Source organism: Massilia sp. MP_M2 (genome assembly GCF_039123635.1).
Taxonomy (GTDB): Bacteria; Pseudomonadota; Gammaproteobacteria; order Burkholderiales; family Burkholderiaceae_D; genus Telluria.
The window spans coordinates 1-13,678 of the sequence record NZ_JBCHJF010000016.1; the positions used below are offsets into that span (position 1 = coordinate 1).

Sequence of the window (13,678 nt, forward strand, 5' to 3'; positions counted from 1 at the left end):
GGGGAGCCGGCGCCGGCACTACCACGCCAGGCTGACTGGCAAATTGTGGCCCACCAACGATTTCTGACGGGTTCACAGCGACGCCAGGAAGCAGCACTTGCATACGCTGTTCCAACTCGGTTTTGAGACTGGCCCAAAAGTCATCCGTGGTACTGGTATAGCCGCCCGCGCTACCGCCCGAATTGCCGCCAGACTGCGCACCGTTCTGCGAACTGTTACCGCTCTGCCCGTTCTGCCCACCGCCGCCATTGTTCGATTGCTGGCCGTTCGCGCCCTGCGATTGCCCGCCAAAGCCGCTTCCATTGGACGCCCCGGCGCCGCCCTGGCCCGAGCTATCGCCCAGCTGGCCACCGCCAAGCTCGCCACTCGCCGTATTGGAGTTAAAGCCGGTCTTACGATCGCCAAGATTGATTTTCCAGCTTCGGGACGCCATAGGACGAATCACGACCGTGCGAGCCATATCATCCAGTTCATAGTCGAGTCCGACCGCCCCGAGAATGCTGCGCAAAGCAGTTTCGGCGTCAGCATCGTGAACGCCCAGGCCAGCGTAGGTATAACTTTCCAGGGGAATCTGCGAGCTGATATTGATGCCCTGGTCGAAGAACATCTTGACCACTTCGGCCAGGTTCAACGGGCGGCGTTTCTCGTTGACGAGCTTGACGCGCTTTGTAGACAGCCAGGTTTCCCGCCCTTCATCCTTGATAGGAATCATCGGCAGAACCGCTTGATTGACTTCGCGCACTAGATTGACATCGCGGGCTGGAGCCGTTGCTTCCAACTTGGCGCGAGACTGCTGCGACAGGGTTTCGTTCTGCACCTGATTTTCCTGCACAGTCGTACAGCCAGCCAAGGCAAGAGCCACGGCGAGGACGGTAAGGCGTAGATTTGCTGGCTTCATTTGACACCCCGCGACACGATGACGAGCTTGTTTTTGGTAATGTCAACTTCCAGGTGAAGATCTTGCGGAATAGCGCCGAACAATTCTTTGACCGCTTTCCTGAACTCCCCTTCCGAAGTGAAACCACCTTGTGAGCGAAAACCGCCTTCAACGTTCCAGACCAGGCGGTAGCCGGCACGTTCACACCAGCTTTCCAGCGTCGTGCGCAGACTGCCGCCTGCCTTGATTTCCCACTGTTGCAACTCGATCATCGACATGGGAGCAGGCGGAACATGCGCCGGCTTGATTGCTGCAGGGGTCACAGCGACTGGTTTTGTTGCTTCAGCTGCCGGCGCGATGACCAGCTTTGGTTGAACCGGGGCTGGCCCCTTGTCAACGATGACAAGCCCAGCTGTTGCTGCGCCGCAGTGGGCAACTACCAAGGCTAGTAGAAGACGTTTCATACACTTCCTTTCGTCGTATTTCTCTAGAAACTAACAGGGTTGATTATAGCACTAATTATACATTTTCCATGCAGAAATCTTGTTTTCCGATAGCTTGTTTTTCCCTAAAACAACAGTTTGGTTTAGCCTTTCGTCAGACTGTTTCAATCGTCAGGGGCGAAAAAAAACCCCGACAGAATCGGGGTTTTCTTCACGAGCAACGCGTTACCTTTGCAGCTCCTTCTGCTTTACTGGCGCCTTCTCAGTGACCTTGCCACGCCCGCCCTGGTACTGAATCGTCGCAACCTGGCCAGCTGCCGGCACGGCTTCCAGATCCTTGACCTGGTGGATCGTTGCAACGGCTGTCGAAGTGGCCTGAGCCGCGTGATAACCGCTGACGCCAAGAATAGTGCCCGTATGCCTCGTGTTCTGGCCAGGAGCATTGACCTCAGTATTCGGTCCAAGTCGCTCCTTGGCCAGTTGCGCAGCGTTCTGGCGACTGTTTTCCATCGAGAGGCTAACGCCGTGCTCGATCTGTTGCTTGACCACAGCCAAACCTTCAGACACATGCAAGTCGTTGAAGTCGGTCAGCTTTCCCGCCGTGGAGAAGACAGGAACGATCACACCTACCTCGTGCTTTTGAGCCGCTTCCGTTGCTTTTGTCAGGCCAGCGTTTTTTACTGGTTGACCTGGCTTTGGAAAACGATCATCGTCGGCGCCAATGAAGTGCGGATTTGTCGGGTACCGTTCTTTTAACGCACCCACGACAGCATCAAGGTTGCCCGAGTCGAACGCCACGGCAACGGCATACCCTGTCGCCTTGTGAACACTCGCGCCCGTCGCATAACCTTCCATCGTAATGACTGGCTGGCCAGGTTTAATCTCCCCGATCAGATGGAAGTTTCCTTCCTTCTTGGCGTCCTTAGTAAAGACCTTATCAAGCGGGTCAGTGCCTGGCGCAAGCTCTTTTTTCTCCGGGAACACTGTTTGAATGGACCACAGTTTGCCGTCAATGTCACGAGCTGGAATGAGTAGATTGTCGCCCTCGCGCTTCAATCCAAACGCTTCCACCTGCTTGCGCTCCAGGTAAGGGGTAGCGCCGTCCTGGGGCATGGTAGCCGCACGATCCCAACGCTTACCAGCCTTATCGGCCGCTTCATTGTGTTGGGTACTCAGCTCGGCCGCACGCATTTGCTTTTTGATGACTGCAGCTGCAGCCAGCTCTGCCCGTTGTTCGCCGGTCAGCTCTGGCCCTTCCAGCTTCCAGTTCACTTTTTCGCCGCTGGCCCAATTATGAATGCTTCCAGCTGGCCGGCCGTCGAGATAGCCGACGTAGGCGCCATCCCGATTACCGCGCTTGCCATCAGCTACCGGGATGCGGTGTAGCTTGCCGTCCATTTCCGGCACGCCGTCCAGTTCCAGGCCAGCTGCGCGGATCGCATTGCCGAAATCCACGGCAGGATCTACCAAAGGGGCGTGCGTGACAGCCTGGGCGACTTCAGCTTTCGGTGCCCACTGCTGCAGTTTCGACATATCGGCGCCGGCCGGCGCGTACCAGGCTTTTTCCTTTACGTCCCATTTCGCGCCCGCTTCTTTCGCCTGATTCTTGTCTTTGAAAGGCACCGCCAGCCACACCTTATCGGGCTGGGGTGACTTCTCCTGGGCGGGCACAGCTTTGGCTACCTCCTTCACCTTGTCAGCAGCCGGTATAGCAGGTACAGACACAGCAGGCGCTGACTGAACCGCAGGGTTGTCCAGATCCTTTTCCTTCGGCAACCACTTCGCCAGCGGTGCTAGATCCGTACCAGCTGGGACATACCATTGTTTTTCGTCCTTGTCCCATTTGGCGCCAAACTGCTTGGCCTGCTCCTTTTCCTTGAACGGAACGGTTAAGGCTGTTCGCTCCACGGCCAGATCCTTGTGGACTTCCGGCAACTTGATGTTTGGAGGGGGGTACTCTGGATGAGCGGCCTGATAAATCTGGCTCAGCCTTTTTGTCAACGCGTCAGATTCTTGCAGTGTATCTGTCGTTGCAATCATCACCTCAGACACTTCCCCGCTCTGGCTACCAGTAACTTGAGCAAAGACACCGTAGAATTGTGGACTTTCTCCGACGCCAGCCGGGACGTAGTTGATGGAATTGTTATCGTTCTCATCAATAAACAAATTCGTGCCGGAAACTCGCAAGTCACCTGTCCACTCTATCGGGACGGAACCAACTGACCCATCGCGCATCAGCTCATCCAGTCGCTCTTGGCGTTCTGAATGTGGCAAGTCGCTTTGCAACTGCACTTCGCGCAGGACAGCTGCAATTCTTTCATCACCTTGCGAGAGTGCAGGCGACTCGGCAGCCAGGCCGCCGTTCACATCAAGACTACGATCGCGGTCCAGCTGCAGGACGAATTCCGTAATTTTCTCTGCGTCTTTCGCCGCACGGAAAATCTCGTTCTTGTCTTCCTTGAGAACCTTAATCCAGCTCCCGACGTAGGCCGCATGCTGGCCGGGATCGTGTTGGATGCCCAGCTTGTCCGCCATGAAGTAGCTTGACAGCTCAGCTCGCAATTCCTCTTTGGCGTAATCAGGGCTTCCGAAGCCGCCGGTAAGGTCGCGGTCCAGGCGCGTTTCATGCCCCGTCCAATGCCCCAGCTCATGCAGCGCCGTTGAGTAGTAGGCCGATTCGCTTGGGAACTGTTCGCGCCCTGGCAAATGGATCTGATCCGTCGATGGCCGGTAAAAGGCGCGGTCATTCTGATCGTGGTAAATCTTCGCGCCGGATGCCTCCAGGATCTGCTCTGCACGTTGTACAGGGTCCCATTCGTACTGGCGAGGCTCTTTCGTCAGCTCAGGCACACCGTCCATCTGCGAGGCGTTGAACACGACTGCACGGAATACCTGTGGACGCTCCAGGGTAACGTGGACGGTTTTCGGTTTGCCCTGGTCATCGAAGATTGGCTTGCCGGTGTTTTCGTCCAGCATCGGCCGTTCTTCCGACATTTTCCAATATTCAATTAAGGCGCCCTTCTCCCCTTTGCGTACTTGCCAGCCTTCAGCCGCTGCCTGCTTGTACGTTGCCCAGCGCGGATCATTGTGACCGTGCATCGAGAGATAAAGCGAGTTTGCGCCACGATACTCTTTACCAGTTGCAGGGTTGTACGGCAGCCGGCTAATCCCTGCAGCCGCATCCCAGGGCTTTTGCCAGGGAGCAGTGCCCGCTTCCAATTGCTCGATCAGCTTTTCCGTCAGGATCGTCCGATAGTCTTTTTTGTTTTCCATAACCCCCTCCTTACTTGCCTGCGACGTTGGCCATCGCCTCATCGGGCGACAGCGCTGGATCGCCAACGGAAGCGAGCGCGTCGGCTTCGCTCATGGCGTCTTCCTGAAATGCCAATGTGGCATCGTCAAGCTCGACATCGTTACTGCTCAGATCGTTTTCCATATTCATCCCTTCCTTGGTTGACTTACTTCCCTTCATCAGAACAACTTCCCGTCTCGCCCTTTCCCTTTGGCCCGCGCATCCTCACGTTCCAGGTCCGCAAATCGCCATGTCACCATGCGCCGATCCGCGTTTTCTCTGCTTACCTGGTCAGCTTTAGCCCGCACACGCTGGCCAGCCGAAATTTCCTGATCGGCCGGAGGCATTACTTTCAGCCTGGTCAATTCGCGGCCGGAGTCGATCACCACCGACGTTTGGCCATCGGCATCCTTGTTCACCAGCAGCACGCGCCCGCTGACCTGGCGGCCTGGTTCGCATTCCATTTCCCGGACGGGCTTGCCCAGCTGTCTCGATAGTCCATCCAGCACCTTGTCCACTCCTTTTTCCTGCGCTGCTTCGTGCAGCTCGACGCTCTTTCGCCACATATTGGCTTTGAGTAAAAAATCTTTGCCCATTGGGTCCACGCCACGCTCATTCCACACAGCCGCACGTCCGCGCACAGCATCGGTAATCGCATGAGTCGGCGGGAGCTGGACTGGCTGCAGTTGCTGAAGTATCGAATCGAGCCGATTCGGCCGTTTGTCGGCAACCATATCCGGCAACTTCTCTGTTTTGATGACGCTGGCTACGGTCTTTCCTTTGGCGTCAGTCCCAACGAAAATGGTGGCTTCAGCTACCAAAAACTTCGCCGGCAAGCCCATTTCCTGCAGTTGATCGGCTGTCATAATTTGTTTACGGCCGTAGGTCGGGGCAACCGCAATGCTCTCGCGGCCTTTCGCAACGACATTAGCCAGCATCGCGCCTTTGCCATCGAACGCAACGGTGCGAATCCCGGCATCCTCATAGTTCACGCGATCATGGGCGACAGCCGACTTATGCAGCACGGCGCCGGCAACGACTTCTACAGCGCCGGCTACCTGCAGACGTTCAAGCCTAGTAGCAGCCGCATCGCGGAACATGCCCGCAACAGTCTGTTTGATCGTCGGCCGCTCGATGACTTTTCCGGCTTTCAAAAGCTCCTGGTCAAGCAATTCTGGCGCGATCGTGCGGCCAAAGCGTTCGATCTTCTGTTTCGTTCCTTGAAGCTTGCCGCTCGCGTCGCGCCGCTCGACAATCTCCAGGGCGACGAACTCACCAGCCTTCAAAGCGCCCTCACCCCGAAGTTTCTGGACGCCTGCATTCTGGTTCACGTAATGCACCTTGCCGTCAAAGCCTTCAATGAGGATATAGGCGCGATTTGTGGCCTCGTTCAGTCCTGTTCCTACAACCTTGCCAGCTACGCGCTGGCCTAACGTTTTCAGCTCGGTTGCCACAAGTGGGGCACTCGGATCTGAAATCATTTCACGGTGCGCGAACTTGGTTTTCAAACGGTCCTGGGCTACTTGCATCTGCCGCAAGGCACTTTCCATCGTCGGTTTTAGACGCCAAGAAAGGTTGCCAACCTTTTCCGCAAGTCCCATTTCCGTCAGCTGCACTAGGCGCCGGATCTGCAGCAAGCGTGCATCCCTGGCACGTTCATTTGCCGGTGGCTTATTGTCGAAGCGCAGGATTTTTTCGCCTTCAGGCTTGCGCGTGGCCAGCTCCGTGCTTACTGACCATTTCATTTCGCCCACACGCTTTGCCAGGCCGTGCTGCTCCAAGAACGCCAGGCGCTCGATTTGCGCCAGGCGGACAGCCCTTTTTGCAGGGTCTGCCGGCGGCATATCTGAAAAATCAATTTGGCGAGCTGGGTTCTTTTTCGCTGCTTGGAGCAAGCCGGCGTCCACGTTCAAGGCGCCTTGTTCATTTCCAGCCTTCAGCAAGGTCCGGTCAAGGTCAGTAAAACGTTGCTGCGCCACCTGGCGATCCATCGCTTCGGTAACGTCATGGTCGGAGCGATAGCCAAGCTCACGCGTGGCCAGCTCTTGCGCACGGATACGCGAACCTTGCGCGATGTATTCGGGCGACACTTCCAGATCCTTGCCGCGATCATCGACGCCACGGATTGCAACGTGAGCATGTGGATGGTCTGTGTTGTGATGCTCGACGGCCACCCATTCCAACTTGGTGCCCAAGTCTTTTTCCATCTGCTGCATGAGGTCGGACACATGCTTTTTTAGATTCATCCGATCCCCAAACTCAGGACTGATGATTAGCTTGAACATGCGGCCGTCACCGCTTTCCTGCCAACGGCCGAGGGTTTCTGAAATGGCCATTGCATCACCACCACTTCCGAAACCTGGTGCGCCGCGTTTTACGGGTTCAGAAGTGCGTCCAGGCGTTCCGCTTCGGCCATCACTTGGCCGTCGCACTCCAAGATTTCCTTCGGGTCCGCGCTTGAGTACGATTTGACGTGCATCACCTTGCAGAAGCAGCTCACGCTGTCCGGTTCGCTGTACCAGATCGAGGCTGGACAGGCTTCGCAGATCGTTGAGGGACTTGGCCTGCGGGATGCGGGCAATCGCTGCAGCGTAGGACTGACGTAAGGCGGAAAGGCGTCCAGGTGTGAAGACTGCTCCTGGCCCGTCGTATCTGGATGGTCGCTCATTGGAAATTTCCTTTTCTGTAAAAGTGACTTTTTCGTCTAGCTCGGGGCCAGACTGATTTTTTTGGAGAGCTTCGCGCTCGCGGTCCAACTCAATGTCCTGGGCGGACTCACGCTCGATGTATTTGCCGTGCGCCGCCCACTGGCCATTACTCACGGCTTTACCATTGGCGCCCACCTTGCCGCTGCTGGTGTTGGCGGAATAAGTCCAACGCACGGCCACACGCTGCAGAGGCTTCACTGTCGCCGCCTGGCCCGCCTTCGCTTTTCCCATGCCAGCCTTTGCCGCCGCAGATCCTGCAGCTGCACTGCCACGCTGACGACTCGATACGCCAGAACGGCCGCCACCGCCACCCGACGATGAGCGCAGCGCCTGCTTGATCTTGTTGAACGCAGTAGCGATCTGGCGATTCTCCAGACTCCCACGCGCCGGCATTTTAAGAGCTAAACGAATATCGTCCGAATCGCCGTTGCCAGTGTTTTTTTGGGCTTTCGCCATAGGAAGAATTGACTTGTAGGTATAGCATGAATTATACTCCAAAGATTGCCATAAGCCAATAAAATCAATGGCTTTTGCAACATTCAAGCCACATGTGGTACATAGTTGTCTAACTAGAATTCACCGCGACACCAGAGAGATTAGTCACTTTGAGTAATACGGACAAAAGGAGGCTGCAGGCATGATTATTTCGGACAAGAAAAGCAACGAGCTTCAGGAGAAGCTGAAGGCCAGAACGGCAGCGGCCGACATTCGCCGGTACGCGCCTGCGCAAATGGCGTTTTGGCCAGAAGAACGTCGAGCTATTGCGAACGAGCTGGCCAGATCCGCGATTTTTCACTGCGGCAACAACCGCAAGCCCCGCGCCATGTACGACAACGCGGCCCTGTTCATGCTTGGAAGCGGGGCCATGACCTATACCGGCGAGGAATTGCGTGGGAAGGATGAAGATCTGTTTATGACTTTGGCGCACTGCGCACGCGAGCTGCCGTCAGGCGACCTGGTTGTAAAAGTCACCAGTAGCCAGATCTGCAAGCTCAACAAGTGGCAGCAAGACCAGCGTTACTACGACGAGATTTTCCGCTCGATCCAGCGCATGAAGGGCGGCGTCATCACTGTGTTCTCAAAACGGTTAACGAAAGCAATCAAGTGTCAAAAGGCGCTAGAGAAGGGTGCCCCGCCTGAAGAACTCGCTCGCTTATATGACGAACTAGCCGAGTTTGAGAGGCGCGAAGCCCTAGACCTGGGCCTGGCAGACGACGATGACGACATTACCGGCATGATGATTTCACTTATCAGCGGCAACCCGGTCTTTACTGGCGCCAAAGACGTCAAGGACGGCATCCCCAAAGGGAACCTAACCTGGGAGATCCCGATGGACAAGAACATGGTGGCCTTGTTCGCAAAACCATACCTGACACATGTTGACTTTGAAGATCGGTTGAGCTTGTCCGCAACTGGTAAGCGACTGCAAGCATACTTTCTCAGCCACAAGAATCCGCATCCGGTCAAACTCTCAAGTCTGGCAAAGATGCTGAACCTGAACTATGCCGACCCTGCAGCTCTCAAGTACAACCTCAACACAGAATTTGAAAACTTAAAGAAGCTTCGCCTCATCGACTTCAGCTACGAAAAAACCGCCGACAACAAAGAATGGAAGGTTCTTGTGACTAGAAAGTCTAAGAACCCGATAGAACCGGCACCGACGCAGTAAGTTTGCTCAATTCGACTAATCTGATACTCAAATCGACTAATTTCATAGCTAAGATTCACTCAAATCGACTAATGCCGAACTCACAGCAGATGAAGATTAGTCGAATTGAGTAATGGGATTACTCAAATTGACTAATATCGGAAATTGTATTATGCCAATAAAATCAATGACTTAGGAGAGTTATCCACTGATCTTAACTGTTCTTTAACTACTTATAACGGTAAATACATTTTCCAACCCCATGCAAATTCAGTAAATACAGAAAAAAAAAGTAGTTAATGTATTACTTTAAAGTAACTTTTTTGCATTAAATTGCCTTACAGACACTTTTGCTCAACTATGAAGATATTTAAGTCATTGATTTACAAGGTTTATTAGTCGAATTGAGCAAATTACGACAGTTCAGGCTTATATCCGCCAGGTTATACCTTGGACTGCATCAAAGTAATTAGTCGATTTGAGTGCTAGGGAAAGCGCTACGCGCAAAGCGATCACGCCAGGAGAGAAGGGCGCAGCTTCAAGCTCTACCTGGTTAAACGCTTGATCGAATAGTTCTCGGCTTGAGCTAGGCTATAGATCAGCTATACTGTATGGGCATACAGTATAGGTAATTACATGACAAACCTTGCAGATCTGCAAGACCTCTCGGAGCTTCATCCGTCCCTTTGGCGTGCTTCTCAAATCGCACGATCGACAATCCGTTGCTTGGACACTGGCCACGCTGCGTTGAATCACCAACTTTCGGGCGGCGGGTGGCCGACAGGCACTCTCGTTGAGCTGATGGTGCAGAATCCGGGTATTGGCGAATTCCGCTTACTAGCACCCGCGCTCGTCTCGGTTGCTCACCGACAAATTGTCCTGATAGAACCGCCACACCCACCACATACGATTGCTCTGGCCAACTTGGGACTCAAACCGAGTGATGTTCTATGGATCAAAAGCAAAGTCACAAGCGATGCGCTATGGGCTGCAGAGCAGACGTTGCGCAGCGGAAATTTTGGAGCGGTCTTGTTTTGGACCAACCATGTGCGGCCGGAGAGCTTACGGCGCTTAAATTTGGCTGCGCAGGCCGGAGAAGCGCTTTTCGTTATCCTGCGGCCCTTAGCGGCTGCTCAAGATGCATCCCCGGCACCTTTGCGCCTTGGTTTGCGCCCAGCTGCAAACGGTATCGACATTGAGTTTATAAAACGTCGCGGACCATCCAGGGATGAACCCTTATTTTTGCCACTCAGTGTTCCCCATGTGCAGACTAGACCACGCATCTTGCCATTGCGCATTCCAGTGCCGGCGCCTGGCCCGATCCCTGTAGAAGCTCACCACACTGTCATAGTTTCCTAGACGTCCGATCGTCGTCGTACCCGCTGAAACGCATGCTTGCATCAATGTTTTAATCGTCAGCAAGGCCATCAGGCGGCCCGCCACGGCGCGATCGGCGTGGTAGACGTACCTGCTTTCCTCCAGGGCGAAAAAAAACGCCCAAAAGGGCGTTAAAACTGTTCCATCGGTTTTTGGTTAAGAACCGCCGGCTTCTCTGTTTTTTTCGATCATCCGAACGAGCTTGGCCTTTGTTGACTTGTCGAGCTGGGGCAGCAGCTGCAGGAAGTCGCGGCCGGCCTCCATCTGCCTAGTTGTCTGTTCGTCAGCTATAGCTTGACTACTGCGAGAGCCGGCAAACCCGCCTATCAGCATTCCGGCTACAGCAGCCGCGATCGCCACTAGCGCAAGGGTCTTTCGTCTGTCCTTGCCTGGATGCACCTGGCCACCTGTTATCACCGATGATGCACCTTTTCGCATTTCCGCCAGAAGTACCTGGGCAACCTGGTCAAAATGTGTTTGCATTTTGACCGCATCGCTACTGGCTACAACATGGTTAAGCTCCGAAACTGCTTTACCTACCGCTACATGAATACTATCGGCGGCATCCCGCCCCGCGTCGCGGATAACTTGGGCAGCTTCAGGCAACGCGGTATTAAGGTCTTTTACCTTGTCATGCAGCAATCCAACGTCGCCCAGCAATTCGGCGGTGAGTGCTTCCATGATTGTCTGTTCACCACCGGCCATGATCGTTCCCTTTATTTGTTAATGCTTTTGAAAACGGCGTCCAGTTCTTCAGACACGCCGGCCGCCAAACGCTTAACACCGATCATACGGCTGATATTCAGCTTGTCTTGCTGATCCGTCGCCGCCTTCAGCCGTTCTTTCAGATCCGTTGGATCATTAAGAATGTCCGAAATACTTTGTTCGGCGCCCTTGAGTTTTCCATAAATATCATTCATGTGAATCACCGCATCGGGCCGAAGCATGAAATTCTTCTCTGCTTGGTGATACTCAAAAAGACCGGCGAACACGCGTTCTGGCTGTTCATCCAGCTCGACCATATTAAAGACAAGACGGATCTTCTTCGCCGGGACTCCGATTTCCGACAGCGCACTGATTGTCGAAATGGTGTCGCGTTGCTGCTTAGCTTTGGAAACCGTTGGGATAACGAAATAATCGAAATCCTCATGGCTACCGCGATACTGGCGCATCTGGTTAATAAAATCCTCGACATTGGAAGCGCCGACGTCAACCACTGCGCTATCCATCAATGCCATTGCCTCGATCAACTCACCAAATTGCTTGCCACGGATCGCTTCATCGTCGGTGCCGTCCGAATTGATGCTTTCGACTGGAATGATTTGAGCGTCTGCCAGGCGAGGGGCAATCAGGTGACGAGCAACCGTCGATTTGCCGACGTTACCGGAAAAGTTCATTACCGCGACTTTGACATTATCTTTCATTGCTTAGTTTCCTTCTTGTTAAATTTATTTAAAAGTGAGTTCGATGACTGCGGAGTTACATACTTGTCCGCTATTTTTTCACGCCGCTGTTTCGGTGTAAGGTTGTCGGATTCTTCTATTACGTCAGCTGGTTCGTCTGCATGTTGCTCGCTTGGCGCAATTATCCCTTCGGTTTTTGGCGTCAAAGTTACCGGCAGCGCAGGTGCTGGCAAGGGTATTGATGTCGGTTTCTTCTGTCTTATCCGGTACAGCGTAGATTTAAAAGATCCAATCTGCATATCCAGTCCCTGACTATTTAGCTCGGCAAGGATTACTTCCAGACTCAACCCGGCTGCAATTGAGGCTTCAATTGCTGGTAGCAGGGTACGCAAGCGACCGCTTTTTGAGCGTTGTTCAGGTTCTTTTGCCCGGACCAGAAGACGGGCGGCTATTGCCTCATCGTTCTCCATATTTTCCTTTGTTTTCCTAAGTGCAACCATTGTCGCGCCTTTCAAGCCTGGCGTCAACGTAGTTTGTTGCCTTTCTGTTGCCTTTCTGTTGCCTAGTTGTTGCCTTTCCGTTGCCTGGTGTTGCTTTTGTGTTGCCCAACTGTTGCTTTTGTGTTCCCCGCCTGTTGCTTTTGTGTTGCCTGCTTGTTGCTTTTGTGTTGCCCGGTTGTTGCCTATTGTGCCTCTTACAGTGATTTTTAGCCTATCTAAGCGGTTTTGGGCGCCCTAGGGGGCGCGAAATCAGGTTTTTCAGCATCGAAACCCCTGGCGTGTGCGCCAGGCGATCCTGAAAAACAGGGTGAAGAAGGGTCAACAGCAAAAATCGACGTCAAACCCGTGAAAAGCTTTTCTTAGTGGAACATAAAGAGGTGCTTACGCAGGGTGTTGTTTTCGAGGTTAAGTGTTTGTTGACAAACACAATTTTCCGTAAGACAATCATGCCGTAAATCAACATTTTGTAAGCGCCGGTGCTTACAGTAGAGAGAAGGCGGAAATGGCTAAGAAAGAGGGCGGAAACGCCGTCAGTAGGGCTGCAGCGCCTCCCGTTGGAGTAGCTAAGGGCCGGCCGGCCACTAAAACGGTGCGCTTAGGCGACGACCTTACAGACAAGCTGCAACTTATGGCCGATGAGCGCGGTATGTCGTTTTCGGCGGTTGTTCGCACAGCGGCCGAAATGTATTTGCAACGGGAAGAATTTGCAGTCGCATTGGGCGATGTAGAAACCAACATAGCTTCGACATTGAATGCGGCAAGGCGCGATACGGCGAAGGTTGCAGAAGATGTCCAGCTAGTGGTCGCAATCCTGGATCAATTCGTAAGATTTTCAATGATTGCAGCGCCCGACGTGATTGACAAAGAAGGGGCGGTTGCCTTGGGTAACCGTCGATACTCGGGTTTCGTCGGGGAGCTACATAAGGCGTTTCACACCAGACGCAAAAAGGCAGTTCTAACGCAAACACTTGAAGGAATGGGGAGCGAGGAAGCTTATGGCTGATTACATCAACAAGATTGTTTTAAAGGGCCGGCTAGGAAATGCGCCGGATATTCGTTATCTCCCGAGTGGCGATATGGTTGCGAATTTCAGCGTTGCGACGAAGGACGGTCAAAACGTTGAATGGCATCCAATCACCGCGTTCAAGGATCTAGCAGAGCGCGCACAAAAGGACCTGGAAAAAGGCGATCTGGTTTACGTTGAAGGAAAAATTCGCACACGCGACTATCTCTCAGCTGAGGACAAGGTGGCACAACGAAAGCCGCGCAAGATTCGTGAAATCATCGCAGACGCGGTTCACCTGGTGGAGAAAAGCAAAAAAAATGGCGTTCAATCCGAAGACGCGCCTCCGGCAGATGGCGACGATTTGCCAGAGCAATCCACAGATCAATCTGCAAGCGGGATTCCGTCTTATATTTGAAAGTAATCT

At 53.6% G+C, this 13,678-nt stretch carries 12 protein-coding genes; 4 read left to right on the plus strand and 8 right to left on the minus strand.

Annotated elements, in window-relative coordinates; translation table 11 throughout:
* The 5 genes from RCH14_RS23345 to RCH14_RS23365 form a co-directional block, all read right to left on the minus strand.
* Positions 1-898 (minus strand): hypothetical protein (locus tag RCH14_RS23345; RefSeq protein WP_343028495.1); only part of this gene is annotated, 898 nt, incomplete at its 3' end.
* Complete coding sequence (locus tag RCH14_RS23350) at positions 895-1,341, minus strand: TcpQ domain-containing protein (RefSeq protein WP_343028496.1); 447 nt, start codon at positions 1,339-1,341, stop codon at positions 895-897. The genes RCH14_RS23350 and RCH14_RS23345, both read right to left, overlap by 4 nt.
* 204 nt (positions 1,342-1,545) lie before the next feature.
* Positions 1,546-4,593 carry a zincin-like metallopeptidase domain-containing protein gene (locus RCH14_RS23355; RefSeq protein ID WP_343028497.1) on the minus strand — a complete coding sequence of 1,016 codons (3,048 nt, stop codon included), beginning with the start codon at positions 4,591-4,593 and terminating at the stop codon, positions 1,546-1,548.
* 10 nt (positions 4,594-4,603) lie between these two features.
* Positions 4,604-4,756 carry a hypothetical protein gene (locus tag RCH14_RS23360; protein WP_343028498.1) on the minus strand — a complete coding sequence of 51 codons (153 nt, stop codon included), beginning with the start codon at positions 4,754-4,756 and terminating at the stop codon, positions 4,604-4,606.
* Positions 4,757-4,791: 35 nt separating this feature from the next.
* On the minus strand, positions 4,792-7,863 hold the full coding sequence (locus RCH14_RS23365; RefSeq protein ID WP_343028499.1) for a DUF3363 domain-containing protein: 3,072 nt from the start codon (positions 7,861-7,863) through the stop codon (positions 4,792-4,794).
* 94 nt (positions 7,864-7,957) lie between these two features.
* Between RCH14_RS23365 and trfA the strand changes: the two genes are divergently transcribed.
* Positions 7,958-8,989, plus strand: a complete 1,032-nt coding sequence (gene trfA, locus RCH14_RS23370; RefSeq protein ID WP_343028500.1) for a plasmid replication initiator TrfA — start codon at positions 7,958-7,960, stop codon at positions 8,987-8,989.
* Between the two features lie 615 nt (positions 8,990-9,604).
* On the plus strand, positions 9,605-10,327 hold the full coding sequence (gene imuA, locus RCH14_RS23375) for a translesion DNA synthesis-associated protein ImuA (protein ID WP_343028501.1): 723 nt from the start codon (positions 9,605-9,607) through the stop codon (positions 10,325-10,327).
* A gap of 174 nt (positions 10,328-10,501) precedes the next feature.
* Here imuA and RCH14_RS23380 read toward each other — a convergent pair whose 3' ends face one another.
* The 3 genes from RCH14_RS23380 to RCH14_RS23390 are packed head-to-tail and all read right to left on the minus strand — an operon-like array spanning position 10,502 to position 12,218.
* On the minus strand, positions 10,502-11,026 hold the full coding sequence (locus RCH14_RS23380) for a hypothetical protein (protein WP_343028502.1): 525 nt from the start codon (positions 11,024-11,026) through the stop codon (positions 10,502-10,504).
* Between the two features lie 35 nt (positions 11,027-11,061).
* Positions 11,062-11,769 (minus strand): StbB family protein, encoded by a 708-nt coding sequence (gene stbB, locus RCH14_RS23385; protein WP_343028503.1) that lies wholly within the window; start codon positions 11,767-11,769, stop codon positions 11,062-11,064.
* Positions 11,766-12,218: a hypothetical protein gene (locus tag RCH14_RS23390; RefSeq protein ID WP_343028504.1), complete on the minus strand. Its 453-nt coding sequence runs from the start codon at positions 12,216-12,218 to the stop codon at positions 11,766-11,768. The genes stbB and RCH14_RS23390 overlap by 4 nt, the downstream gene beginning before the upstream one ends.
* A 532-nt stretch (positions 12,219-12,750) precedes the next feature.
* Between RCH14_RS23390 and RCH14_RS23395 the strand changes: the two genes are divergently transcribed.
* Both RCH14_RS23395 and RCH14_RS23400 read left to right on the plus strand, forming a co-directional pair.
* Positions 12,751-13,251 (plus strand): CopG family transcriptional regulator, encoded by a 501-nt coding sequence (locus RCH14_RS23395; protein ID WP_343028505.1) that lies wholly within the window; start codon positions 12,751-12,753, stop codon positions 13,249-13,251.
* A complete protein-coding gene (locus tag RCH14_RS23400; protein WP_343028506.1) occupies positions 13,244-13,669 on the plus strand; it encodes a single-stranded DNA-binding protein in 426 nt (141 codons plus the stop codon). Before RCH14_RS23395 ends, RCH14_RS23400 begins: the two co-directional genes overlap by 8 nt.
* Positions 13,670-13,678: the final 9 nt, after the last annotated feature.